Annotated in this window: 24 protein-coding genes; 15 read left to right on the top strand and 9 right to left on the bottom strand. The window is 36.4% G+C overall.

The features are described from left to right. Positions 1-39 precede the first annotated feature (39 nt). Positions 40-813: a ThiF family adenylyltransferase gene (locus tag CKV71_RS09565; protein WP_095106224.1), complete on the bottom strand. Its 774-nt coding sequence runs from the start codon at positions 811-813 to the stop codon at positions 40-42. Continuing rightward, entirely contained in the window at positions 814-1,029 is a 216-nt protein-coding gene (locus CKV71_RS09560) for a hypothetical protein (protein ID WP_095106222.1), read from the bottom strand. Between the two features lie 308 nt (positions 1,030-1,337). On the opposite strand from CKV71_RS09560, the gene CKV71_RS09555 reads away from it, so the two are divergent. Together CKV71_RS09555 and CKV71_RS09550 are read left to right on the top strand one after the other, a co-directional pair. Then, positions 1,338-2,537: an MFS transporter gene (locus tag CKV71_RS09555; RefSeq protein WP_095106220.1), complete on the top strand. Its 1,200-nt coding sequence runs from the start codon at positions 1,338-1,340 to the stop codon at positions 2,535-2,537. Between the two features lie 5 nt (positions 2,538-2,542). Next, positions 2,543-3,064, top strand: coding sequence for a winged helix-turn-helix domain-containing protein (locus CKV71_RS09550; protein WP_095106218.1), 522 nt, complete (start codon positions 2,543-2,545; stop codon positions 3,062-3,064). Between the two features lie 41 nt (positions 3,065-3,105). Here CKV71_RS09550 and yjbH read toward each other — a convergent pair whose 3' ends face one another. The 3 genes from yjbH to CKV71_RS09535 form a co-directional block, all read right to left on the bottom strand. After that, positions 3,106-3,891, bottom strand: a complete 786-nt coding sequence (gene yjbH / locus CKV71_RS09545; protein WP_095106216.1) for a protease adaptor protein YjbH — start codon at positions 3,889-3,891, stop codon at positions 3,106-3,108. 15 nt (positions 3,892-3,906) lie between these two features. Next, on the bottom strand, positions 3,907-4,278 hold the full coding sequence (locus CKV71_RS09540) for a truncated hemoglobin YjbI (protein WP_095106214.1): 372 nt from the start codon (positions 4,276-4,278) through the stop codon (positions 3,907-3,909). A gap of 102 nt (positions 4,279-4,380) precedes the next feature. Then, positions 4,381-4,953: a CYTH domain-containing protein gene (locus tag CKV71_RS09535; protein ID WP_095106212.1), complete on the bottom strand. Its 573-nt coding sequence runs from the start codon at positions 4,951-4,953 to the stop codon at positions 4,381-4,383. A 152-nt stretch (positions 4,954-5,105) separates the two neighbouring features. Between CKV71_RS09535 and CKV71_RS09530 the strand changes: the two genes are divergently transcribed. The 8 genes from CKV71_RS09530 (at position 5,106) to CKV71_RS09495 (ending at position 13,569) form a co-directional block, all read left to right on the top strand. Further along, positions 5,106-5,453, top strand: coding sequence for a UPF0738 family protein (locus tag CKV71_RS09530; protein ID WP_095106209.1), 348 nt, complete (start codon positions 5,106-5,108; stop codon positions 5,451-5,453). A gap of 16 nt (positions 5,454-5,469) precedes the next feature. Next, positions 5,470-6,105, top strand: coding sequence for a GTP diphosphokinase (locus CKV71_RS09525; RefSeq protein WP_095106205.1), 636 nt, complete (start codon positions 5,470-5,472; stop codon positions 6,103-6,105). A gap of 8 nt (positions 6,106-6,113) precedes the next feature. Then, complete coding sequence (locus tag CKV71_RS09520; RefSeq protein WP_095106202.1) at positions 6,114-6,923, top strand: NAD kinase; 810 nt, start codon at positions 6,114-6,116, stop codon at positions 6,921-6,923. Continuing rightward, positions 6,923-7,813 (top strand): RluA family pseudouridine synthase, encoded by an 891-nt coding sequence (locus tag CKV71_RS09515; RefSeq protein WP_095106200.1) that lies wholly within the window; start codon positions 6,923-6,925, stop codon positions 7,811-7,813. The genes CKV71_RS09520 and CKV71_RS09515 overlap by 1 nt, the downstream gene beginning before the upstream one ends. A gap of 37 nt (positions 7,814-7,850) precedes the next feature. Next, on the top strand, positions 7,851-9,209 hold the full coding sequence (mgtE, locus tag CKV71_RS09510) for a magnesium transporter (RefSeq protein ID WP_095107299.1): 1,359 nt from the start codon (positions 7,851-7,853) through the stop codon (positions 9,207-9,209). Positions 9,210-9,219: 10 nt separating this feature from the next. Beyond that, complete coding sequence (locus CKV71_RS09505) at positions 9,220-11,076, top strand: monovalent cation:proton antiporter family protein (RefSeq protein WP_095106198.1); 1,857 nt, start codon at positions 9,220-9,222, stop codon at positions 11,074-11,076. 240 nt (positions 11,077-11,316) lie between these two features. Next, positions 11,317-12,087 (top strand): enoyl-ACP reductase FabI, encoded by a 771-nt coding sequence (gene fabI / locus CKV71_RS09500; protein ID WP_095106196.1) that lies wholly within the window; start codon positions 11,317-11,319, stop codon positions 12,085-12,087. 243 nt (positions 12,088-12,330) lie between these two features. Then, complete coding sequence (locus tag CKV71_RS09495) at positions 12,331-13,569, top strand: MFS transporter (protein ID WP_095106194.1); 1,239 nt, start codon at positions 12,331-12,333, stop codon at positions 13,567-13,569. A gap of 105 nt (positions 13,570-13,674) precedes the next feature. On the opposite strand, the gene cozEa is transcribed toward CKV71_RS09495, so the two are convergent. Beyond that, a complete protein-coding gene (gene cozEa, locus CKV71_RS09490) occupies positions 13,675-14,760 on the bottom strand; it encodes a lipoteichoic acid biosynthesis protein CozEa (protein ID WP_095106192.1) in 1,086 nt (361 codons plus the stop codon). A 149-nt stretch (positions 14,761-14,909) separates the two neighbouring features. Further along, positions 14,910-16,556: an alanine/glycine:cation symporter family protein gene (locus CKV71_RS09485; RefSeq protein WP_095106190.1), complete on the bottom strand. Its 1,647-nt coding sequence runs from the start codon at positions 16,554-16,556 to the stop codon at positions 14,910-14,912. Between the two features lie 302 nt (positions 16,557-16,858). On the opposite strand from CKV71_RS09485, the gene CKV71_RS09480 reads away from it, so the two are divergent. Further along, positions 16,859-17,593 carry an esterase family protein gene (locus CKV71_RS09480; RefSeq protein ID WP_095106188.1) on the top strand — a complete coding sequence of 245 codons (735 nt, stop codon included), beginning with the start codon at positions 16,859-16,861 and terminating at the stop codon, positions 17,591-17,593. 96 nt (positions 17,594-17,689) lie between these two features. Continuing rightward, positions 17,690-18,199, top strand: a complete 510-nt coding sequence (locus CKV71_RS09475; RefSeq protein WP_095106186.1) for a YjcG family protein — start codon at positions 17,690-17,692, stop codon at positions 18,197-18,199. A gap of 591 nt (positions 18,200-18,790) precedes the next feature. On the opposite strand, the gene ltaA is transcribed toward CKV71_RS09475, so the two are convergent. Both ltaA and CKV71_RS09465 read right to left on the bottom strand, forming a co-directional pair. Next, entirely contained in the window at positions 18,791-19,996 is a 1,206-nt protein-coding gene (ltaA, locus tag CKV71_RS09470; protein ID WP_095106184.1) for a lipoteichoic acid biosynthesis MFS flippase LtaA, read from the bottom strand. After that, positions 19,974-21,149: a diglucosyl diacylglycerol synthase gene (locus CKV71_RS09465; protein WP_095106182.1), complete on the bottom strand. Its 1,176-nt coding sequence runs from the start codon at positions 21,147-21,149 to the stop codon at positions 19,974-19,976. The genes ltaA and CKV71_RS09465 overlap by 23 nt, the downstream gene beginning before the upstream one ends. Before the next feature lie 400 nt (positions 21,150-21,549). Between CKV71_RS09465 and CKV71_RS09460 the strand changes: the two genes are divergently transcribed. Genes CKV71_RS09460 through CKV71_RS09450 form a run of 3 tightly spaced genes read left to right on the top strand, consistent with a single transcriptional unit; the run spans position 21,550 to position 24,824 of the window. Then, on the top strand, positions 21,550-23,034 hold the full coding sequence (locus CKV71_RS09460) for a UDP-N-acetylmuramoyl-L-alanyl-D-glutamate--L-lysine ligase (RefSeq protein ID WP_095106180.1): 1,485 nt from the start codon (positions 21,550-21,552) through the stop codon (positions 23,032-23,034). Next, positions 23,015-23,272 carry a YueH family protein gene (locus CKV71_RS09455; protein WP_095106179.1) on the top strand — a complete coding sequence of 86 codons (258 nt, stop codon included), beginning with the start codon at positions 23,015-23,017 and terminating at the stop codon, positions 23,270-23,272. The genes CKV71_RS09460 and CKV71_RS09455 overlap by 20 nt, the downstream gene beginning before the upstream one ends. After that, positions 23,262-24,824 carry a peptide chain release factor 3 gene (locus tag CKV71_RS09450; protein ID WP_095106177.1) on the top strand — a complete coding sequence of 521 codons (1,563 nt, stop codon included), beginning with the start codon at positions 23,262-23,264 and terminating at the stop codon, positions 24,822-24,824. Before CKV71_RS09455 ends, CKV71_RS09450 begins: the two co-directional genes overlap by 11 nt. Positions 24,825-24,959 lie beyond the last annotated feature (135 nt).

Raw genomic sequence — 24,959 nt, 5'->3', positions numbered from 1 at the left:
AAACTTCCATAGTAAACATTAGAAGATTTCCTTTTTGGTTTATTTAGATTTCTTTAAAGTGTTAGTTAAATAATCGAAAGAGAAAATTGAATCGCATTGGTTGTATATCGTATAATCTAAAATAATTTTGGTCGCAAAGAAGGCAATGAAATAAGAATCTAATATTGAGCCAGTATTTGCAATAATAATTTCGTCTAATACTTTGTATGTCTGCAAGGAATCTTTGATTTGTTTAAGGTATTCTTTGTAATTAGTATAATTAATTACGCAAAGTTGTATGTTAAGTAATGAGTATCCAGTTTGAATAATTTTTATAGATGGAAATTCGATAAAAATATTTTCTAATATATCAATTGTTAAATAAAAATCATCTGCTGATATTATCAAAAAATTAATATTATTTAAATTGAGAGTCTTTTTCAGCTCAGAATAATTACTTATTTTTTTACAGAAAAACTTCGTATTATGTTCTTTAATCTTTGAAATTTTTTTGTTTATAGCTTCTACTTTGAATTTTCCTACATCATTTTTAATATAATTTTGTGAGCAAATATTTTTCGTTTGGACTATATCATGGTCAATTAAGGTTAGATTTTTAAATTCCATTTTTACTAATAATTCAACAATATGACTTCCTGCAGTGCCAAGACCAATTATACATATATTTGTTTCTTTTAATTGACGATTGTACTCATGATAAGAATAATTAGGAAATGTTGATATAAAATTAATAATGCGACTATTCAGTTCATTTTTATTATATAAAGTTAAATTATCTTCTAAATAACCTTGCTTATTTAAAAAAATAAGCATTTAATCTTTCTCAATATTTGTTATTTTATTTTTAAAACAAAAATAGTCTAATTCATCTTGAGATTTTGGGGTGATAAGAAATTTTAAGAGAGAAAAAAACTTCTTACTATTATTTGAATGAATTTCTTTTCTTAATTTTCCATTATTAAAATATACATATATTGTATCGGATAATAAAGCCCAAAAAAGGCTTGATTTCAATTGAATTCTTTTCATTTTGTCTCCTGAATTTTAATAAGACGAATGTATGCATCCATCCGTCTTATTATATTAACTAAAGTAGCTTATCGTGATGTTAATTCTAACGTTTCTAGTATCATAATTTAAGTTTTTCGATTTCTTTTCAATAATATTCATAGAAACATCTCCTTTCAAAAATAGTATTCGATAAAAACATTTTAATCGATAAAAAAATTATACTGTATCAAGAGGGAAAGTGCAACAATAAATCTGAAAATTCAGTCTTATTTGACAAATTTTTATTTCTCGCTAAAATTATTTTTAACGAGATCTAACAACAAGAGGTGGCAACTAGGAGTAAAAATGGTTTTTATTTAGCAGGAGGAAGAATTTTATCTTCAACAGGGGACAGTATCTATGGATTAACGGTAGTATGGTATATTTATCAAATAACACATAGCACGATTTATACGGGTGCAACATTTTTATTAATATATTCAGCGCAAGCATTGCACTTTTTATTTGGACCTATAATTGAGCGGGTGCATAAAAAGCGTATTCTAGTTTATACACAACTGTCTCAGTTTGTAATAATGTGTATGGTTCCGTTAGCAATTATATTTCATTTCGAGAATCTCTATTTAATATTAACTGTTGTTTTTATAGTTTCAGTTTTAGAAAATATTGAAGGGACTGCTGAAATTAGTATAGTACCAAGTTTAATGGCGGAATCGAGCATTGCAAAATATAATGCAATTGTTAACAGTGCACAGCAAATTGTAAATGTGATGATGGCATTTGCCTTTTCATTTATTATTTTTTATATTTCAGTCAAAGATATTTACTTATTTAATGCTTTTACATATTTGATTGCTTTTTTACTATTCATGAAGTTGAAATATGATAAATCTAATTATTCATTAAAGGAGAAACCTAATGGATATATGATCGGTTTAAAAGAAGGCTTTGAATATTTCAAGTCATCTATTTTTATTTGGATTACTCTTCCGTTAGCAATAGTGAATGGAGTTCTGAGTGGTTTGAATGCAGTAATCCCAAAATATGCTGAAGAGTTAGGTGATCAAAATAGTTATGGATGGATAATGTTCTCAATCTCGTGTGGCTTGTTGATTGGAAGTTTAGTAAGTCAATATTTTGTGAGATTCCAAGTTGGTAGGTTGGTATCGATGGCTGCTTTAGTTATTTTTATCTTATTACTTTTATCTTATTTCATTCATCATGTTGTGATATCAATTATTATTTTGGGTCTTGCTCTAATCCCTTTAGGCATTATTAATATGTCCCTTTTAACCTTCACGCAAACCAATGTGAATGAAAATTATTTAGCGAGAGTAGTATCTATATCAGAAAGTATTTTATTCATTATGATGCCTTTAGGTGCAATAATAGGGGGAGTTATCGCTCAATTATGGCAGGCTTCGATAGTAATATTAATCGCTGCTTTTACTTTCGCATGGATTAGTTTATTATTTATATCGAAGCGTAAGTTGAAAAACTTGCCATCAATAGTGAATAAGGAATGAAAAATATGACCGACATGAAACTAATGACAAAGGCACTATTAGACGAGAAAAACTTTCAAATTTTGAAGGTTACTTCAAAAGAACCGAAAACGACAAAAGAAATAGCAGCTTTATTGAAATTACCTACTAGTAATTTATACTATGCGATAAAAAAATTAATCGAAATAGACGCTTTAAGAGTGGTTGAAAAGAATACAATTGGAAATTTGATTGAACATAAATACAGTAGTCAACATTTATCAGACTTTAATTTGGATATAAACCATGAACAAGATACTTCTATATTTGAGAGTTATTTAAAATTATATTTAGTTTCGCAACAGAAGGCATTAAGTTTATTAAAATCCGATTTAGAAAACGAGCCAAAAGAAGATTCAGTCAAACTTATTTTAAAAGATGTAGAATTAACTAAGGAACAATGGACACAGTTCCAAACGCATATTGAAACTTTTATAAATCAATTAGAAAAAAATGAAGAAAATCCAAAAGATATGTATAGAATATCACTTGCAGCTTATAAACAATAAAAGAGGGATTGGAATAAACCCAAACCCTCTTTCAAATTCTTTTATTTCGCTTTCCAAAAATCGCCTTCTGGATTGCTGAGTTTTTCTATTTTCTGTTGCAGTGCTAATTTCTTCAACTCTTTTAATAACATTTTTTCTGGCCATTCATATATCGTTAATAACTCTTCAAATGTAACAAATTGCTGCTCTTTGATATAAGTCTCGAGTTTAGGCGGTAATTCTTTTTCGATAGGGGTTCCCATTAACTCATTAATAATATAAGTATAAATGTGATATGGATACAATCCCTCAACTTTTAAGCCTTCTTCAGTCACGTCTTCGTTAAAGAACACAAGGGAAGGTGCTTGATCAATTTCCATTTCACGCGCAATATGCAAATCAACTTTCAAACTGTCTTTGAGTTTGCCACTCTTTAAGTCTTCCTTGAATACTTCATATTCTAATCCCGCATTCTTAGCCGCAGTCTTGATCATTTCTTCAGTAATGATGTCTCGCTTGGGAATAATTTCATTCTGCATGAGATGAATGAAACGTTCTGCACGAGAACGGCCTTGTAATTCTGCTGCTTTATATGCCAAAGCGATATTATCATTTTCTGAACTGCTTTGTGCTTGACATTTTGTTAAAATCCGCAAAGATGGGTTTAAAATATGACGAATACGGATATATTGTTTATATTCAACCCTTAATTTTGACAAGATTGCTGAAAGTTTAAAGCAATCTTCATCAAAGGGATCGAAGAAAGAATAAATTTCAATTTTACTCACAGGTGAAAGATTGGTATCATCTTGTCTATTGTTACATATTAACTTTAATTCTTCAGACATCTAATTCACCTACAATTAATTTTCAGAATTAACCATATGATGGGCTGTCATCCGCAGTCTTTCATATAGGTATTCATCAACACCTGCAGGGAGCTCTGCATGTTGAATCGCTTTATTCATATTTTCTAACCAGGCGTCTCTTTCAAATGATGTGATTCTAAATTCCATATGTCGCATTTTCAGCATCGGGTGTCCGTGCTCTTCAGTGTATAAAGCAGGTCCGCCTAAAAACTGTGTTAAAAATTGTTTTTGCTTGCGACTTGTTTCAGCAAAGTCACCAGGAAAGAGATAGTTTATTCTTTCATCTTTTTCAACAAGAGAATAAAAGTAATCTATCATACTATATAATCGCTCTTTACCTATGACTTCATATGGATTTGGAGCCATAACATCACCCTGTTTCTTAAATATATATCTAATATAACATGAATTTTTACATTTTAAAGTAATACGACTTTTGATGTAGAGTATTATACATTATATGTGAATTTATTTACTTTTAGCTTCGAAAAAACGTTGAACTTTATTTTTTGGTACATAAGATTTAATATTGAATTCTTTTAAAATACTTTGAAATTTGGCCAAACCAGTTTCAGGATTTTCAACTTCAAATTCTAATTCATAATCTTCAATACCCAAATATTCGCTATGGTCGAGAACCAGTAGCCCTTCTTCGATTTTTGTTTCCATTCTATGGGTTGTCAGTGCCCCTAATACATGCAGTTTTTCCGTATCAATACCAGAATCCTTCAAGACTGAAAAGATATCTTCTGGTAATTGTTTTGAATGAATATGTTGTCCATGTTCTGGTACAATGTGCGTTTCGTTATTATATTCAGTCAATCCAATCTCTGCAGGTACTTTTAAAGTCATTTCATATTCTTTGCCGATTTGACGAATGCGTAAAGCCATTAATTGTTCAGCTAACTCAAAGTTCGGCGTATCAATATAAAAATTAGTTTGTGTAAATGGCTGCTGGCTATTAAAAAAAGCTTTTTTCAAAGCAGTATATTCCTCTTCAGATAAGAGTTGTTTGTATTCGATTTCTTGATTAATCGCCATAATATCACCCCTTTGCTTGTATATTATGGAGGATTTTTTCATTGAATGAAAGCAATTCAAATTCCATATAAATAGATGAAGCGTTTAGGTTATGTAACGGACTCAATACATATGTTAAAATAATGAAGAATAACACAAGGAGGAACACAGGTATGCGAATTTATGTGAATGAAATCAAGGTGAAAGACGATGGCATCTATTGCTATACTGATAAATCTACAGAAGGTTTAACGGAAGCAGGACAAATGCTTGTGGATAGTGACAATTATGGGTTTGCCTACATATTAGATGATGGACAATCCTATTCTTATCTTATCTTTGTGAAAGAAACATGGTCGATGCTCCATGAAAATAAGGGTAAAGCAATATATATCAATGATGATTTAAAATTAGAAATGTTTGATCAAGAATTAGACTATATTCTAAGTAATATTAAAGGCAACTCAAATTACGGTAAAGACTTTGTAGCGGAAGTTGAGGAAGCATTTGAGTTGGAGTGAAGCGGAGTGAATCACTATGAATCAATGGGATCGATTTTTAACCCCTTATAGACAAGCAGTGGATGAATTAAAGATAAAATTAAAAGGCTTGCGTAAAATATACGATTTGGAACAAGATGCATCACCGATTGAATTTGTGACAGGTCGTGTCAAACCTTTGACGAGCATTATTGAAAAGGCCACAGAAAGAGGCATTCCATTTGATCGCTTGCATGAAGAAATGTATGATATTGCAGGTTTAAGAATCATGTGCCAATTTGTGGATGATATTGAAATTGTGGTTAATTTATTACGTCAAAGAAAAGATTTTAAAGTTATCGAAGAAAGAGATTACATCAATAATACGAAAGAGAGCGGTTATCGCTCTTATCATGTAATCATAGAATATCCAATCGAAACATTAGATGGACAAAGTAAAATTTTAGCGGAGATACAAATTCGTACTTTAGCTATGAATTTCTGGGCGACGATTGAACACACTTTACGTTACAAATATGATGGGGACTATCCTCCAGAAATTCAAAAGCGCTTAGAGAATGCGGCTGAAGCAGCTTTTTCATTAGATGAAGAAATGTCTGAGATTAAAGATGAAATACAAGAAGCGCAACGTTATTATTCGAAAAAAAGGGCGAAAAAACATAATCAAGAGTGAGGTGCAGCATGCGATATAATATTGTGTCAAAGGGAGATCATAAATCCAACAGCATAAAAGAAAATATGGAAGCACAAATACAGCACACAGATATGATAAAGGATACGGAAACACCTGAAATAGTAATTTCTGTCGGTGGAGATGGTACGTTACTAGAGGCGTTTCATAAATATAGTTATCGATTAGCAGAAACTGCATTTGTGGGGGTACATACCGGACATTTAGGCTTCTATGCTGATTGGCTGCCGCACGAATCTGATAAATTGATTGAAGAAATTATCGATGGGGATTATGAAGTGATTAAATATCCTTTGATTGATATCACTGTAAACTATAACGATGAAAAGAATCCTTCACACCATATTGCTTTAAATGAGGCAACGATGAAAACCGAGGATAACACAACATTAGTTGCAGATGTGAGTTTAAGAGGAAAGCATTTTGAACGCTTCAGAGGAGATGGTTTATGTATATCGACGCCTTCAGGTTCAACCGCTTATAATAAAGCACTCGGAGGCGCATTAATCCATCCGTCATTGCGTGCGATTCAATTAACAGAGATTGCTTCTATTAATAATCGTGTCTTCCGGACAGTAGGGTCGCCATTAGTATTGCCGGCGCATCACTATTGTTTGATTACACCAGTAGATCAAAGAACGATTATGACGTCAATCGATCATGTTACAACTAAGCATCATAACGTGAAAAGCATTGAATATAAAGTAGCGAAAGAAGAAATTCGTTTTGCACGCTTCAGACCTTTCCCGTTCTGGAAACGTGTACACGATTCGTTCATTTCTGATGGACGCGATGACTAATGCAATTTCAATATAACATTGCTTCACCCATTGTCTTGAAAACTTTTTTACAAGAAAATCAATATTCTAAGAAGATGATAAGTGCCATTAAACGTGATGGCGCTTTACTTGTGAATGAGCAACCTGTCACTGTCAGAAAGGCCATGGAAGCAGGGGATATTTTGATAGTAGAATTGCCTGCAGAATTCCCGAGTGTAAATTTGGAACCTTTCGAGCAGCCTTTAGATATCCTGTTTGAAGACTCGTATTTCATTGCTGTGTCCAAAGATAAACAGCAAAATTGCGCACCTTCTCGTGAGCATCCGCATGGCAGTTTAATAGAGCAGGTCATGGGATACTTAGCTTCTAAGCAATCTGACGAGACTTCACCAGATATTCCGCATATTGTGACACGTTTAGATCGTAATACAAGCGGTATTGTGTTATTTGCAAAGCATGGACATTTCCATCATATGATGTCCTATACTGCAATGAACAAGGTTTACCACTGTATTGCTGAAGGCAGAATAGAGGAAGCGGGCAATATTGTTGCACCTATCTTAAGAGCGTCAGACAGTATTATTAAACGTCAAGTCGGAGCTGCAGGAAAATACGCAGAAACGAGCTTTCAACCTATTCAAATCGCTAATGACTTTACTTTATGCAAGGTACAGCTGCATACAGGGCGCACCCATCAGATACGCGTCCATTTTCAATACATCGGCCATCCGCTTCTAGGCGACGACTTATACGATGGCCCGCGTTCTGATATTACCGGCCAGGCTTTAGCTTGCTGTTATCTAAGTTTTAAGCATCCCATCACTCATGAATATATCGAGTTGAAAGATGATGCGAAAAGGACAGAATTAGATAATCTTTTCCAACACTTAATACAACCAACTGAGATGTGAGGAGGGCACCAATTTGGCAAAAGATGACAATAAATTCATGGATGAGAAAGAAATATATAACAAGTCATTATTAGACCATCTCTTATTAAATAATGACATTGATCAATTCCGAGAAGAATTCTTATCCATGCATACGTATGAACAAAGTGAATATTTTGAAGACAGCGATAAAGAAATACATCAAAAAATGTATCACTTACTTTCACCAAAAGAAGTGGCAGACTTTTTTGATCAGTTAGAAATTGATGATGATGAATACGAAGAGATATTTGATCAAATGAAAGTCAGTTATGCAGCACATATTCTAGAAGACATGTCTTACGATAATGCTGTTGATATCATGAATCATCTCTCTAAACGCAAGATTGCAACATTACTTGCGATTATGGATAAAAACGATGCGAAAGAAATTAAAGCATTGATGCATTATGAAGAAGATACAGCCGGCGGTATTATGACTACGGAGTATATCTCCTTGAAGACGACTACGCCGGTTAAAGAAGGGTTATTGCTTGTAAAAGAACAAGCACCTGACGCCGAGACCATCTATGTCATTTTCGCAGTCAATGATGATAAACAACTCGTCGGCGTACTTTCGCTCAGAGATTTAATTGTTGCAGAAAATGATGATTATATAGAAGATATTATGAGCGAACGTGTAGTCAGCGTGAATGTTGCAGATGACCAAGAAGATGTTGCACAGACAATGCGTGACTATGATTTCATTGCCTTGCCAGTTGTCGATTACCAAGACCATTTACTAGGTATTATCACAATTGACGATATCTTAGATGTTATGGACGAAGAAGCGTTAGAAGACTACTCAGGTTTAGCCGGGGTTTCGGATATCGATTCCACAGATGACTCTATTGTAAGAACCGCCACTAAACGGCTTCCATGGTTGCTCATCTTGACATTTTTAGGTATGATTACTGCAACTATCTTAGGTTCATTCGAAGATACGTTAGAAAAAGTAGCGTTGTTGGCAGCCTTTATTCCGATTATCAGCGGTATGTCCGGGAACTCAGGGACACAATCACTTGCCGTTTCAGTACGTAATATCTCAACAGGAGAAATTGAGAATCAGAGTAAGTTTAAAATTACGTTGCGTGAAGCGGGAGCCGGGTTCCTCTCAGGTTTAGTATGTGCCATTGTGTTATTTACAATTATCATGGTGCTCTACCGTACACCGCTTCTCGGCCTTATTGTCGGCGGCAGTTTGACAATTGCCATGACAGTCGGTACGATTATGGGCTCAATTATTCCTCTGATAATGAATAAATTGAAAATTGACCCAGCTGTTGCCAGCGGTCCATTTATCACAACCATCAATGACATTGTCAGTATGTTAATTTATTTTGGTTTAGCAACATCATTTATGTCATATCTCACATAAGGAGGGACACATGGAGTTTGTATCACTCGTAATTGTTGTCATGGCGGCTTTCTTAACACCGATCATCGTCAACAGACTCAATATCAATTTTTTGCCGGTGGTCGTTGCCGAAATCCTCATGGGACTCGTTATCGGACAATCAGGCTTTCATTTAGTTGAAAGAGACAATGTATTAAATATTTTGTCGACATTAGGATTTATTTTCTTAATGTTCCTCAGCGGTTTAGAAATAGATTTCAATGCTTTCAAGAGCCAACCGACACAAAATAACAAGAAATCTAAGAATAAGAAGAAACAACCGAGCCATTTACAATTAGCTTTACTCGTTTTCGGTTTAATTATGGTAATATCAATTATCTTGGCTTATTTATTCAAATGGTTCGGCTTAATTGATGATGTGTTATTAATGGTAATCATCATTTCTACGATTTCTTTAGGTGTGGTTGTACCGACATTAAAAGAAATGAACATCATGCGTACGACAATCGGCCAATTCATCCTATTAACTGCGGTTCTAGCAGACTTATTCACGATGATACTATTAACCGTTTATGGCGCCTTGAATGGTAAAGGCGGCGCAACATTATGGTTGATCAGTATTTTGGTTATATTTACCGTTATTTTCTATTTCTTGGGGGGTATGTTCAAGAAAGCGCAATTCTTACGCAAATTAAATGATGGAACGACTCAAATAGGAGTACGTGCCTGCTTTGCTTTGATTATTTTATTAGTAGCATTAGCAGAAGGAGTAGGTGCTGAAAATATTCTAGGAGCATTCTTAGCAGGGGTTATTGTTTCCTTGCTTGGACCTGACGAAGATATGGTAGAGAAACTCGATTCATTCGGTTATGGTTTCTTCATTCCTATCTTCTTTATCATGGTAGGTGTGGATTTAAATATTCCTTCCTTGATAAAAGAACCGTCTATTCTCATCATTATTCCAATATTGATTGTCGCGTTCTTGATTTCAAAAATAATACCTGTATATGCGATTCGACCTTGGTTTGACCAGAAGACCACAATTTCTTCAGCGTTTCTTTTAACATCGACACTTTCCTTGGTAATCGCAGCAGCAAAAATTGCAGAACAATTAAAAACCATCACACCAGAAATTTCAGGTATTTTAATTTTAAGTGCTGTCATTACCTGTGTCTTTGTACCGATTGTCTTCAAGAAAACCTTCCCAATGCCGGAAGAAGCAACAAGACGTATTAATGTCAGCTTGATTGGTAAGAACCAATTAACTATCCCGATTGCTCAAAACTTGATGTCAGACTTATATGCCATCACGTTATACTATCGCAAAGATTTGAGTGATCAACGTCATCTTTCAAACGACATTACAACCGTTGAAATCGCAGACTATGACGAAGCGATGCTGGATAAATTGGGACTGTTCGACAGCGACATTGTAGTTTGCTCAACTAATGATGATGAAATCAACTATAATGTAGCGACGATGGCTAAAGAACATGGAGTCGGCCGTGTGATTTGCCGCTTTGAAGGAGGCGGAGAAACAGAAGCCGAGCTGCGCAATGAAGGCATCGAAATCTTCAGCAGCTTCTTGAGTAATAAAATATTACTTACCGGCCTGATCGAAACACCAAATATGCTGAATCTATTGAGCAACGTGGAAACTTCGTTGTACGAAATCCAAATGCTCAACTACAAATTCGACCATATCCAATTGCGTAACTTCCCATTTGACGGCGACATCATCTTCGTACGTATTGTGCGAGATAACGAATCCATCGTGCCGCACGGGGATACAACCTTACGTTATGGCGACCGCTTAATCGTCACAGGCTCTAAAGAATACGTAGACGAATTAAAACGCGATTTAGAATACTATTCATTAGGTTCCTAATTGGAAAAAGAAAGACTTGGAGAGAAGAGCGGGACAGAAATAATTTTAATCATTATTTCTGTCCCGCTTCTATTTTTTGCAATTCAGGCGCTTAAGTACGGAAGTTGTGCAGCGTCTATCAGAAATGATAAAATACTTTTATTGTCTACATACAGTAGGTTGTAAGCAGTGCTAGCAACTTAAAAATGTTATAATACATGTAATCATGAATTAATAATAATCAAATGAAGGAGCGTTTCCATGTTTAGTTTAGAAGGTAAAACTTATGTCATTATGGGAGTAGCAAACAAACGCAGTATTGGTTTCGGTGTTGCTAAAGTGTTAGATCAATTAGGAGCGAAACTGGTATTTACATACCGTAAAGAACGCAGTAAAAAACAATTAGAAAAATTATACGATCAATTAAACCAAGAACAACAACATATGTATCAAATCGATGTTCAAAGCGATGACGATGTGATTAACGGCTTTAAACAAATCGGCGAAGACATTGGTAATATTGATGGTGTTTATCATTCAATCGCCTTTTCAAATGTTGAAGACTTACGCAATCGTTTTTCAGAAACATCACGTGACGGTTTCTTATTAGCGCAAGACATCAGTTCTTATTCTTTAACTATTGTCTCTCGCGAAGCGAAAAAAATTATGCCTGAAGGCGGCAGTATCGTAGCTACAACATACATCGGCGGCGAACTTGCAATGCCGAACTATAATGTAATGGGCGTGGCAAAAGCCAGCTTAGAAGCTAATGTCCGCTACCTTGCATATGACTTAGGCCAAGAAAACATCCGCGTCAACTCTATTTCTGCGGGCCCAATTCGTACAGTCAGCGCCAAAGGTGTAGGCGACTTGAACATTATTTTAAAAGAAGTCGAAGAACGTGCGCCATTAAGACGCAATGTTGACCAAGAAGAAGTCGGTAAAACAGCAGCTTACTTATTAAGTGACTTATCAAGCGGCGTGACAGGCGAAAACATTCACGTTGATGCTGGTTTCCACGCAATTAAATAATAATTGATATCTATACAAGGAGTTAAGACATGAGTTTGTCTTAACTCCGTTTTTTTAATTGAGGAAAGATTTATAGTTTCGACCCTTTAGTTTTCTTTATATCGCTCTATCACATCACCTCCGCCCTCGCCGCATGCCACTCCCAATTTTTCTCTTCACCACACCTATTCAACACGTCAGGAAAAGTGTATGATATGTAACAGAGAAAATTTAATGATACATATTATAAAGTAGGTGACCTTAATGACAGGTAAAATTAATCAACAAAACAAATCCTATTCAAACAAAATCTTGACATCCTCCATGCTTGGATTCGGATTAGAGAATATGGATGTAATGTTCCTTGCATTTGCACTTTCCAGTATTATCAACGAATTCCATATCACTTCAGCAGAAGCCGGACTTATTTCGTCCATCACGAACTTCGGTATGCTTTTCGGCGGAGTGATTTTCGGTGTGCTAGCAGATAAATATGGTCGCATTCGGATATTTACTTATACGATCTTCCTATTTGCGATTGCCACAGCCTTACTTTCAATAGCACATAACATTTACATCGTCTACATTTTACGCTTCATCGCTGGAATGGGAGGCGGCGGTGAATTCGGTATCGGCATGGCATTAGTCGCAGAAGTATTCGCTATGAAGAAACTAGGGCGAGTATCCTCTGTCGTCGCAATTGGCGGTCAGGTTGGTGCCTTAACCGCAGCCTTGCTAGCTGCAGCCATTTTACCCTTATGGGGGTGGCGTGCACTCTTCTTAATCGGCGTGATACCTGTTATCTTAGCTTTCTATATCCGTCGCAACCTTGATGAAACAGATGCTTGGAAACAAACTAAAGCACAACATACATTAGAAAAGAAAAAGGGCAGTCCAATCGGTCTCCTGTTCAATACTAAACATCAAGCACACACAACTATCGCTCTAACCATCATGTCCAGTGTGCAAGTTGCGGGTTACTTCGGATTAATGAACTGGCTCCCCTCAATTTTACAGAAACAGCACGGGTTGAGCGTCTCCAATTCATCATTATGGACCATCAGCACCATCATCGGTATGAGTCTCGGCATGCTCTGCTTCGGACAAATACTCGATAAATTCGGAGCCAAAGTATCCTACAGCATATTCTTGATTGCCTCAGCAGCCTCAGTATTCCTGTACGTCTTTGCACAAAGCGCGGCAGCCTTATTAATCGGCGGCGCATTCGTAGGCTTCTTCGTAAACGGAATGTTTGCCGGCTACGGCGCAGTCATCAGCAGCTTCTACCCAACACATATCAGAAGCACCGCGAACAACGTTATCTTTAACGTCGGACGTGCAGTAGGAGGCTTATCGCCAATCGCAATCGGCTTCTTGATGGATCACTCAGGCATGACAGGAACCATGATCTTCCTCGCATGCTTGTATATGATTTCCCTTGCAATGCTACTTTCCTTGAAAAAAATTCCTTTACGTGGCAGACGTTACCTAGAAAAGGCATAATATAAAGCACTATACCCGCCCTGACGAAGGCGGCATGCAGAGCACATAACAAAAAGCGTTCCTACTTGTTTTGAGAGAGTAGGAACGCTTTTTAAGTATGCTTATTTAATCTTTTACATCACTTTGCGCTTTCATCATAATAGATTGACGGTATTTAAAGACATTACGTACCACAGTTTTAATAACTGCATATAAAGGAACAGCAATTAAAACCAGAACGAAGCCGCCTAAATTTCCTGCAGCTAAAATAACTACAATAATAGTAAGTGGGTGAATACTCAATGATTTACCCATAACGTTAGGTGTGATGACATTACCTTCTAATTGTTGTGCTACCAACGTAACCACACAAACCCAAATAAAAGCTGAAGGGCTTTGAATGATACCGATTATAGCAGCAGGCGCAAAGGACATCCATGGTCCTAAGAATGGAATCATATTAGCGACACCCGCAAAGAGTACGAGTAATAATGTATAATCTAACCCGATAATAGAATATCCGATATACAGAATTACACCTAAAATAAAGCTAACAGTTACTTGTCCTTGGATATATGATTGCAAAGTATGGTTTAAATCTTTCAATAAGTTTACTACAAATACTTTACGGTCTCCATTGAATAATTTAGCAATGGACGGAATAAATTTCTCATGGTCTTTCAACATATAGATTAAGAAGAAAGGAACCATAATCAACAAGAATAAAGTTGAAATGATTTGAGACACAATCGAAATAGAGTTAGTTAGAACATTCGTGACATTGTCACCAAATGATTTAACCACTTTATTCACACGGTCTGTAACATCACTAGGGAGTTTATCCATTTGATCTAAGGCATATTTAATCATTCCTTGTGCTTCTTGTTGTAAGTGCGGTGCTTGTTTAATTAAGTTGTTGATTTGATTCATAATCAATGGCGCTACTACTGTAACAGCAGCTGTAATAATACCAATCAAGACAACAAATATTATCGTAATGCTTCCCCAACGAGGGACGCGATGTTTTTCTAAGAATTTTTGCAGCGGTAAAAATACATAAAATAAGAAACCGCTCAAAATAAATGGCAACAGTACTGATTTAACAATGATGATAATCGGATTGAAAATAACATGCACTTCCATTATCAACTTAATCAGTACGAACAGAATAATCAGCATTATGCCTGTCCTGAACCATACTTTATTAAGCATTTATTAGATCCTCCTAAAGAAATAGACTTACGTTTAATTATATCCTATTTAATAACGTTCAAAAAGTAATATTTCAAAAAAACAAACCAGCCCAAAAGATTAAAGACTTCTCTTTGAGCTGGTTCTGATTTTATAATATTCATTCTAAATTAAACTTCTTTTAAATTTTTATTTAAAGGAACACTAGGTTCTGCACCTTGGTCATTATCTTCATCATCATTACGTTCCTCTTTAAAATGCGCTTTTTTCAATCGCTTAGGATAATCTTCAAGCCAGAAAGTCGCATTCGGTAGTTTCTTCGGATCTGGATGATAAATTGCATAATTCCCAGACCCCAAACGTTTCATCTGACTTTCATAATCACGTAATGCGTCTACAGCAGGGCGATGCAAAATCCAAATCGCTATAATATTCAACCACGCCATCATACCTACGCCTAAATCACCCATACTCCAGGCTACATCAGCTGTTTTAATTGAACCGTATACCGTAGCTCCAATTAAGACAATACGTGCGACGTTAATCCAGATGGTTGTAGTAAAGCGTGAACTATTTCTAGTCATATAAGCAATATTGGTTTCCGCGATATAGTAATACGCCAGAATTGTAGTAAAGGCAAAGAAGAATAACGCAATTGCAATAAAGTATGAACCGAAACCTGAGAAAGCTGGATCGAAGTGATAACTTCCGCCTTGTAAGGCTTTATCGATACCCGCTTGAGCATACATCGCTGTTCCAGAGTAATCTTTTGTGCCATCTGCAGATTGTACGAATATTCCGTTATCTTTGATCAGTTTCGGCAATCCGCCAGGCCCGACATCACCATTCGTTGTGTTGTAAGTTCCAGATATTAAGATAATTAATGCAGTCGCTGTACACACAAATAAAGTATCCACATATACTGAGAATGCTTGTACAAGTCCTTGCTTAGCCGGATGTGATACTTCAGCTGCAGCTGCTGCGTGCGGACCAGTACCTTGACCGGCTTCGTTAGAGTAAAGTCCCCGTTTTACCCCGATTTCAATCATAGCTCCGAAAATGCCCCCAAATGCTGCTTGCATTCCGAATGCTGATTTAAAAATAAGAGCGAATAAAGCAGGTACTGCTTGAATGTTTAAGATGATAATAAACACTGCCATCAAGATATAAATAATGGCCATGAACGGTACAACCGCAGTCGCTACATTCGCAATCCACTTTACACCGCCGAAAATAATTAAACCTAGTATAACTGCTAAGATAGTAGCAATAATCCAACTCGGCACTTTAAAGGCATTGTGCATAGAACTGGAAATCGCGTTAGATTGGACTCCGGGTAAAAGGAGACCTACGGAAATAACTGTTACTACTGCAAAGATGAGGCCGTATATTTTACCAACGCGCCCTTTAATTCCGTATTGAATGTAGTAGGCAGGGCCGCCTCGGTATTCACCTTTTTCTTCTCGTTTGAAAATCTGTCCCAAAGTAGATTCGATGAAAGCACTGCTTGCTCCTAAGAATGCAGTCACCCACATCCAAAATACAGCACCAGGACCACCGATAAAGATGGCTGTAGACACACCGACAATATTACCAGTTCCGACACGGCCGGCTAATGATAAGGCAATGGCCTGGAAACTGGATATCCCAGTCGGTGACTTTTCACCATGGAACATCAGTCGAATCATTTCTTTAAAATGCCTGACTTGGAAAAATTTCATCATCAATGAGAACAAAATACCAGTGATTAACAAACCATAAACAAGCGGTTTACTCCACACCACTTCATTAAACCAAGCTACAATACTTTCTAGCATAATGATTTCCCCCTTATAAAACCTTACAGAAAGCGTTTACATCCATCCCTAAAAATAAACGGTCACCTGTTCGATTTATTTGTAAGTGTTTCGACATGCAAGAGTAACAATTATTTTTCATAATTATACTGTGTAAATAAGTTCCGTGCAACAGTTTTAATAAAATTAATAAATAAATTAGAAAACTAAAACGTAGCAACTTAATCGGAATGAGGCTTAGAAACCAATATCTATCTAGCTTAACAACATATTGAAGAGAAAATTGTTATAATGAAGAATATATTGAATTGAGGAGAGATAGGATGACTGAATTTCAAACCGGCACAATCAATACCACAACGTTTCATAGTGATATTTTAGAACGTGATATCACCTTTTCAATTTATTTACCTGAAGATTATACGCCTCTATTTAAATATAAAGTGCTCTTTTGTTTTGATGGATTAGATTTTTTCAGATATGGACGTATTCATCGTGTTTATGAGAAGTTAAGAAAAGAGGACAAAATTGAACGTGCTATTATTATCGGCTTTCATTACAAAACTGTCGATTTGCGCAGAGAAGAATTTTCTCCGAATGGCAGCAAGGCGCCTTTAACAGTAAAAGCAATGGGGAAAGAAATTCTACCGTATATCGATCAGAATTTCCCGACTTACAAAGTAGCTAATGGCCGTATTTTATTGGGAGATAGTTTAGCAGGTTCTATTGCCTTAATGACTGCGCTTTCCTATCCGCGTTTATTCAGCCAAGTAGGGATGTTCAGTCCGATGTTTAATGAAGTAGTTGAAGTGTTGACAGACCGTTGTCAATTTATCGACCAATTAAATATTTGGCAAGCAGTGGGCAAAGAAGAGATTGATTTTGAATTGCCGACCACTGGCGAACGTGCAGACTTTTTAACACCGAATCGCGAACTGAACGACTTATTAAATCGCAAACAAATTACGCATCATTATGAGGAATTTGAGGGTACGCATCGTTGGAAGTACTGGAAAAACTTAATGGAACCTCTCTTAGTTTATTTTTTAGCAGAGTAAATTATTCAGTTAATTCTGTAAAATTATTGTTTTTGGTAACGATTTCATTAAATGTTTGCTATAATGGCATTATAGTTAAATTAAGGAGGAATTCAAATGATCTTAGGGTTAGCATTAATTCCATCAAAAACGTTCTGTGAAAAAATCGATGCATATCGTAAACGTTATGATGAACGTTATGCGCAAATTCCACCTCATATCACAATTAAAGATTCGTTTGAGGTAGAAGATGGGGATTTCGATAAAGTAAAAGAAGAAATTAAAGAGCGTGTGCAAGGTGTTAAACCGTTGCATATTCACGCAACTAAAGCGTCAAATTTTGCTCCGATCAACAATGTGATTTATTTCAAAGTTGAAAAAACACCAGAATTAGAAGAGTTGGACAATCGCTTTAATAATGGCGATTTTTACGGCAAACCAGAACACTCATTTGTTCCGCATTTTACAATTGCCCAAGGTTTAACTAGTCAAGAATTCGAAGATATTTTTGGACAAGTTGCACTTGCAGGTATCGATTATAAAGAAACAATCGATGCATTGACATTATTGCAATATGATGAAGATGCTGAAAAGTGGAAAGAAGTCGACACATTCAGCTTTGAATAATGAAAACAATCAATTTACTTTTTAAAGTAAAATTAAAAAGATTTAAAGTACGAGGCTAGGACATGGTGCAGAAATAATGGGTTTATAGTTGAGATGAGAATCGCAGTGAATGATTTCAAATCCTATGTCCCAACCTCATACTTTTATACATAAGCAACAGAGCCAAGGCATTAATTTGTCTTGGCTCTTATCTTTGCGTGTGATGAATTGAATTTTTATATTTTTATAGGGGAATAATAGGTGTTTGTTTAAGAAATAGGTTGATATTGGAGAGGTTAAGGCTGAATGTGTCGAGGCTCGCGATCGTTGCTTATACAGTTAGGGGCCAAAGTGTCGAGGCTCGCGATCGTTGCTTATACAGTTAGGGGCCAAAGTGTCGAGGCTCGCGATCGTTGCTTATACAGTTAGGGGCCAAAGTGTCGAGGCTCGCGATTGTCGCCTATACATTTAGGGGCCAAAGTGTCGAGGCTCGCAGATGTTGCCTATACAGTTAGGGGTCAAAGCCGCTAACACCTAGACACTTTTAGCTACCTCCTGCCCAATAAAGAAACGACCTGGAACAAATGATGTTCCAGGCCGCTCCCCATTACCTTATGAAGTAGACGACTGCCGTCTTAATTTAATGAAATAAATACCATAGAATATCGCTAAGAAGATGAAGACTCCAGCTGAGAAATAGAAAGTATTATTAACCGCACCTGTAAATTGGTACAACATACCACCGATTAACGGTCCTATCATCGCACCGAAACCTTGAATACTATTGAACACGCCCCAGGTTTCTTCTTGCTCATCTTTATGGATAAAGCTGGCCATGAAAGTATTCCAAGCAGGCAGCAAGAATCCATACATTAAGCCGATGAAGAGGGCAATTACCCAAACGATAAATATATTAGTAATTTTTGAAAGTCCGAATATACCGATTGTATAAAGGATAAATCCTGTAAAAATAGTTGAATACATAAAGACTTTCCCATGATTATCTATAATTTTAGATAAGAAGAGCATGGAAATCGCACAACCGATACCGCCGATAACTAGGGCTGCAGTATATTCAACGGTCGTTACTTTTACAATTTTAGTGGCGTAAATTGGTAAGATAGGCACCAGCGCGCTGATTGAAGCTCCTTGTAAAATAATACCCGGGAAAAGCACACCATTCTTCTTAGCAACTCCGGCAATTTGTTTTAATTGCTGGCCGACTTTACGCGTATTGTAATTGGTAAGACGTATTTTTACAAAATAGTATAGAATCCAAGCAATCAATACCATTAGTGACATCAAGAAAGTAAAAGATGTCGGATGAACTTTCATAATTAAGTTCATGCTGATCATTCCAAGTAGTAAACCGAATAACCAAGCAAAGTAAACATGCCCCATTTGTTTGCCGCGTGTTTCATCACGTACACTGGATAACATGATGACCCAAATCGGACTGGAAGCAATACCTAATAATATGGCACTGATAAAGATAATGAATGGATTAAACGGAAACCAGATGACTAAGAATAGGCTGCCGAACGCTAACAAAAACCCTAGAGTTAAGACAGGTTTAGCTCCAAAGCGTTTTAATAAGAATCCAATCACAAAATTGGTTGCTGCATCTGAGATATAGTGAACAGAAACTGCCGCAGAGGTAAGCCCTACCGCAACTGAAGACACAGTTGGAAGAATCGGCAAGTAACTTAGGACATACATCCCTCGGGCAAATTCTATTAAGAATAAGATGACGAGCATAATAATGAAATTTCTTTGGTAGTTCGCATTTTTGTAACTACTTGAGGAAGAGCTTTGCATACATAGGAACCTTTCCGTAAATTTCTTCGAATTGTGAAGAACGGTCTAGTAGATGCAGAAGATCTCGGCATAATTTATAAGTAGGGTATTTCACCTTTAAATCTGCCATTCTTTCTGTCATTTCAACCAATGCTTCTTCATTTTGAGTCAAATCAGTAATCAGTTGAATAGCTTCTTCAGTTGTGTCCGCAACTTCTCCGATACCTTTAGATTGGAAATAACATGCATTTTCTAATTCTTGTCCTGGTGCCGGATCTAAGAAAATCAAAGGGATTCTTCTAGCTAAAGCTTCTGAAATCGTAATGCCGCCTGGTTTTGTCACCATCAAATGAGAAGAGGCCATCCATTCGTTCATATGATGTGTATAACCTAAAATCAATACATTCGCATATTCTTTAAACTGTTGGCGCAATGAGCGTTTCAGTTCTTTATTGCGTCCGCAAATCATCACAACCTGAGTGTTAGGAGTGCGTTCGATAATATCAGAAATCATCGCTTCAAATCCTTTTGAAACTCCAAAAGCACCAGCAGACATTAAAATAGTAGGGCGCTCAGGATCAAGATGATGCTTATGCATCCAAGCGTGTGTATCGATTTCTTCATCAAATTGTTCAGAGATAGGAATTCCTGTAACTTTAATAATATTTTCTGGAATACCGATATCCATAAATTCCTGTTTTAAATCAGGTGTTGCTACATAATAACGAGAAGAGTGGGGCGTTACCCAGTTTTTATGTAATCTATAGTCTGTCATTACAGTAGCAATAGGGATATTCATATTGAATTGTTCTGTCAACACTGACATTACCGGCGTAGGGAACGTCAACAATATCAAATCTGGTTTTTCCTTTATCAGCAGATTAATAAGCTTATTTAAACCGTAGTATTTGTAAAAACATTTATCTACATCATCTGGGCGGCTATAATAAAACTGTTTGTAAGAATTTCTAAAATATTTAAAACTATTGATGTAATACTTTTTGCAAATAGAAGTTAAAATAGGATGTGCTTCCATAAATAAATCATGCTCAATCACAGAAAGATGCTTCAGATTCATTTCATTCAATTGGTTCACAACGCTATTGGTTACTTGCAAATGGCCGTTACCGAATGACCCTGTAATAATCAATATCTTCTTATCTTGAGTAACCATGTGAGTAGCCACCCTCCAGTTAGTTGAATTTATAGTTTTTTCCTATATGTCGTGAAGAAGAAAAGTGTATCGTCCCTCCACCGCTTGACTTGAGTTTAACGCAAATTTGCTTAACATTAAACCGTATTCGTATTAACATCATTGAATTATAACATTTATTAATATGAGATAAAAATATTTTCACATTGCCTTAACATTTAACGCGTGGAATTTAGAAGGTATTATTGTATCCTATTACCTACTTCAGCGGGATTCAAACTTACATAGAAGTAAGGACCGCCGATGGAAATTAATATAAGTAAAAAGAAAAAATCTGTACAATAGAATTAAACCTTAGTATATAGATTTATGAGAAAAAAATGTATAAAATAGTAGTATTGGGAAAAAAGGAGCGATCGATGTGAAAGCGAACGAATTGTTCGAAAAGATAAAATCGAAACAAGTGCTTGGCAGTTTAGATAGAGAAATTAATGATGTAACCACAGATTCTCGTACTGCAAAAGAAGGAAGTATCTTTGTAGCTACCAAAGGATATACAGTGGACAGCCACAAGTTCTGTCAGGATGTAGTGAATCAAGGATGCAAGTTGATTGTGGTAGAAAGTGAACAAGAAATTGAAGGAGACGTGACTCAAGTTATAGTTCCAAAAACGCGTCGTGTGGCCAGTTTAATTGTACATAAACTCTATGACTATCCGAGTGAACAACTTACAACTTATGGTGTCACAGGTACGAACGGTAAGACTTCTATTGCGACAATGATTCATCAAATTCATCGTAAATTAGGCAAAGGCAGTGCTTATTTAGGTACTAATGGCTTTCAAATTAATGAGAAAGTCACTAAAGGTGAAAATACAACACCTGAAACAGTCACATTAACAAAGAAAGTACACGAAGCGGTTGAGGCGGGCGCTGAAGCTATGACTTTAGAAGTATCCAGCCATGGACTTGCTTTAGGGCGCTTGAGCGGTGTAGAATTTGATGTTGCCATTTTTTCTAATTTGACTCAAGATCATTTAGATTTCCACGGTACCATGGAAGCATACGGTCATGCTAAATCTTTACTTTTCAGTCAACTGGGTGAAGATTTACGTAAAGAAAAATTCGCGGTAGTGAATGCAGATGATGATTTCTCAGAATATCTTACAAGTGTGACACCATATGAAGTATTTACATATGGGATTCATCGTCCAGCACAATTCAAAGCTGAGCGTATTCAAGAATCTCTGACAGGTGCGTCATTTGATTTTGTAACTCCAGACGGAACCTTCCATGTAGATTCTCCATATGTTGGAAAGTTCAATATTTCTAATATCATGGCAGCTATGACTGCGGTATGGGGTAAAGGCACTCCAATGCAAGAGATTGTTGACATTGTTCCTCAGTTAGAACCAGTAGAAGGACGATTAGAGGTATTGGATCCTAGCTTACCTATCGATTTGATTATCGACTATGCGCACACTACAGATGGTATCGAAAAATTAATCGATGCTGTTAAGCCGTTTGTAAAACAAAAATTAATCTTCCTAATTGGTATGGCGGGAGAAAGAGACCTTACGAAAACACCTGAAATGGGTAAACAAGCATGTCGAGCAGATTATGTGATTTTCACTCCGGACAATCCGGCTAATGATGATCCGAAGATGCTTACAGCTGAATTGGCTAAAGGTGCGACACATGATAATTACGTCGAGTATACAGATCGTGCTGAAGGTATCCGCCATGCTATCGATGTTGCTGAACCTGGAGATACTGTAGTATTAGCATCAAAAGGTCGCGAACCTTACCAAATTATGCCGGGTCATGTTAAAGTGCCACATCGCGATGATTTAATTGGGTTAGAAGCGGCTTACAAGAAATTCGGAGGTGGGCCTTCTGAAGATTAGAACACTTCAACAATTAGAAGGTGCCAAGGTTTATATCCACGAAATTGACAAGCATAGTATGGTAGCAATACCAGACCTGAATTGGTCCGCTGAACTAGATATGAAGGAGACTCCAGAAGATGTAGAAGATAATTTAATCATGTATCTTTTTAATATAATGGACGAAGATGAGGCAGAACGCCTTGCACAGACACTAACTTTAATGATATTTGAAAAGGAGACAAATAATGAGTATTAAGGATGAAATTGAATCCCGAAAAACCTTTGCGATTATTTCTCACCCCGATGCCGGTAAAACGACATTGACTGAGAAACTCTTGTTATTCGGCGGCGCCATTCGTGAAGCCGGGACAGTAAAAGGGAAAAAATCCGGGAAATTTGCAACCAGTGACTGGATGAAAGTTGAACAAGAACGTGGTATTTCTGTAACCAGTTCAGTAATGCAATTTGATTATGATGATTACAATATTAATATTTTAGATACACCAGGGCATGAGGACTTCTCTGAAGATACGTATCGTACTTTAATGGCGGTCGATAGTGCTGTAATGGTAATCGACTGCGCTAAAGGGATTGAACCACAAACTTTGAAACTGTTCAAAGTTTGTAAAATGCGCGGAATCCCGATTTTTACATTTATTAACAAATTGGATCGTGTCGGAAAAGAACCCTTTGAATTATTAGATGAAATTGAAGAGACGTTGAATATCAAAACTTATCCGATGAATTGGCCAGTCGGAATGGGTCAAAACTTCTTCGGAATTATTGATCGTGAACATCGTACTATCGAGCCATTCAGAGATGAAGAACATCTCTTACATTTAAATGAAGATTATGAACTAGAAGAAGAACACGAAATTACTAAAGATAGCACCTTTGAACAAGCTATCGATGAATTTATGTTAGTGGAAGAAGCTGGAGAAGAATTTGATAATGATATGTTATTAGCAGGAGAATTAACACCAGTATTCTTCGGTTCAGCCTTAGCTAATTTCGGTGTACAAAGTTTCTTGAATGCTTATGTTGATCATGCACCGATGCCGAATGGCCGTGTGACGAAAGAAGCGGAAGAAGTCAGCCCGTTTGCACCAGATTTCTCAGGATTTATTTTTAAAATCCAAGCTAATATGGACCCTAAACACCGTGACCGTATTGCCTTCATGCGTATTGTCAGCGGTGCGTTCGAACGTGGCATGGATGTGAAATTGCAGCGTACTAATAAGAAACAAAAGATTACCCGTTCTACATCCTTCATGGCCGACGACAAAGAAACCGTCAACCATGCAGTGGCTGGAGACATCATCGGTTTATATGACACTGGAAACTATCAAATCGGCGATACCTTAGTCGGGGGCAATCAAAAGTTCAGCTTTGAAGATTTACCGCAGTTTACGCCGGAACTCTTTATGAAAGTATCAGCTAAAAACGTTATGAAACAAAAACACTTCCATAAAGGTATTGAACAACTCGTTCAAGAAGGCGCGATTCAATATTACAAAACTTTGCATACGAACCAAATTATCTTAGGTGCAGTTGGACAATTGCAATTTGAGGTATTCGAACATCGTATGAAGAATGAATATAATGTTGACGTGATAATGGAACCAGTGGGACGTAAAATTGCACGTTGGGTAGAAAATGAAGAAGATATTCAAGATAAAATGAGTACATCACGCTCTATTTTAGTGCAAGATCGTTATGAGCAAAAAGTATTTTTATTTGAAAATGAATTTGCGACACGCTGGTTTGAAGAAAAATTCCCAGAAATTAAACTTTATAGTTTATTGTAAGACTTGCATAGGGTATAATAGTTTTAAATAATTGAATACCTATGACGTTATGTCAGAGGGGAGTAACTTAGATGGACAGGCTGCAGGCCTGCCGGTACATTTTATCGTCATTACGAAGTCAGACACTTCCGGTAA

Source organism: Staphylococcus piscifermentans, assembly GCF_900186985.1.
Taxonomy (GTDB): domain Bacteria; phylum Bacillota; class Bacilli; order Staphylococcales; family Staphylococcaceae; genus Staphylococcus; species Staphylococcus piscifermentans.
This window is presented reverse-complemented; position numbering and strand designations above follow the sequence as displayed.

Bases quoted from the DNA above. Each gene is read 5' to 3' on its own strand.
- CKV71_RS09540 (WP_095106214.1), bottom strand. From the start codon at position 4,278: ATGGCTCCAAATCCATATGAAGTCATAGGTAAAGAGCGATTATATAGT.
- cozEa (WP_095106192.1), bottom strand. From the start codon at position 14,760: ATGCTTAATAAAGTATGGTTCAGGACAGGCATAATGCTGATTATTCTG.
- CKV71_RS09515 (WP_095106200.1), top strand. From the start codon at position 6,923: ATGCAATTTCAATATAACATTGCTTCACCCATTGTCTTGAAAACTTTT.
- CKV71_RS09550 (WP_095106218.1), top strand. From the start codon at position 2,543: ATGACCGACATGAAACTAATGACAAAGGCACTATTAGACGAGAAAAAC.
- yjbH (WP_095106216.1), bottom strand. From the start codon at position 3,891: ATGTCTGAAGAATTAAAGTTAATATGTAACAATAGACAAGATGATACC.
- CKV71_RS09525 (WP_095106205.1), top strand. From the start codon at position 5,470: ATGAATCAATGGGATCGATTTTTAACCCCTTATAGACAAGCAGTGGAT.
- CKV71_RS09565 (WP_095106224.1), bottom strand. From the start codon at position 813: ATGCTTATTTTTTTAAATAAGCAAGGTTATTTAGAAGATAATTTAACT.
- CKV71_RS09535 (WP_095106212.1), bottom strand. From the start codon at position 4,953: ATGGCGATTAATCAAGAAATCGAATACAAACAACTCTTATCTGAAGAG.
- mgtE (WP_095107299.1), top strand. From the start codon at position 7,851: ATGGATGAGAAAGAAATATATAACAAGTCATTATTAGACCATCTCTTA.
- CKV71_RS09495 (WP_095106194.1), top strand. From the start codon at position 12,331: ATGACAGGTAAAATTAATCAACAAAACAAATCCTATTCAAACAAAATC.
- CKV71_RS09475 (WP_095106186.1), top strand. From the start codon at position 17,690: ATGATCTTAGGGTTAGCATTAATTCCATCAAAAACGTTCTGTGAAAAA.
- CKV71_RS09465 (WP_095106182.1), bottom strand. From the start codon at position 21,149: ATGGTTACTCAAGATAAGAAGATATTGATTATTACAGGGTCATTCGGT.
- CKV71_RS09480 (WP_095106188.1), top strand. From the start codon at position 16,859: ATGACTGAATTTCAAACCGGCACAATCAATACCACAACGTTTCATAGT.
- CKV71_RS09520 (WP_095106202.1), top strand. From the start codon at position 6,114: ATGCGATATAATATTGTGTCAAAGGGAGATCATAAATCCAACAGCATA.
- CKV71_RS09560 (WP_095106222.1), bottom strand. From the start codon at position 1,029: ATGAAAAGAATTCAATTGAAATCAAGCCTTTTTTGGGCTTTATTATCC.
- CKV71_RS09485 (WP_095106190.1), bottom strand. From the start codon at position 16,556: ATGCTAGAAAGTATTGTAGCTTGGTTTAATGAAGTGGTGTGGAGTAAA.
- ltaA (WP_095106184.1), bottom strand. From the start codon at position 19,996: ATGCAAAGCTCTTCCTCAAGTAGTTACAAAAATGCGAACTACCAAAGA.
- CKV71_RS09505 (WP_095106198.1), top strand. From the start codon at position 9,220: ATGGAGTTTGTATCACTCGTAATTGTTGTCATGGCGGCTTTCTTAACA.
- fabI (WP_095106196.1), top strand. From the start codon at position 11,317: ATGTTTAGTTTAGAAGGTAAAACTTATGTCATTATGGGAGTAGCAAAC.
- CKV71_RS09530 (WP_095106209.1), top strand. From the start codon at position 5,106: ATGCGAATTTATGTGAATGAAATCAAGGTGAAAGACGATGGCATCTAT.
- CKV71_RS09450 (WP_095106177.1), top strand. From the start codon at position 23,262: ATGAGTATTAAGGATGAAATTGAATCCCGAAAAACCTTTGCGATTATT.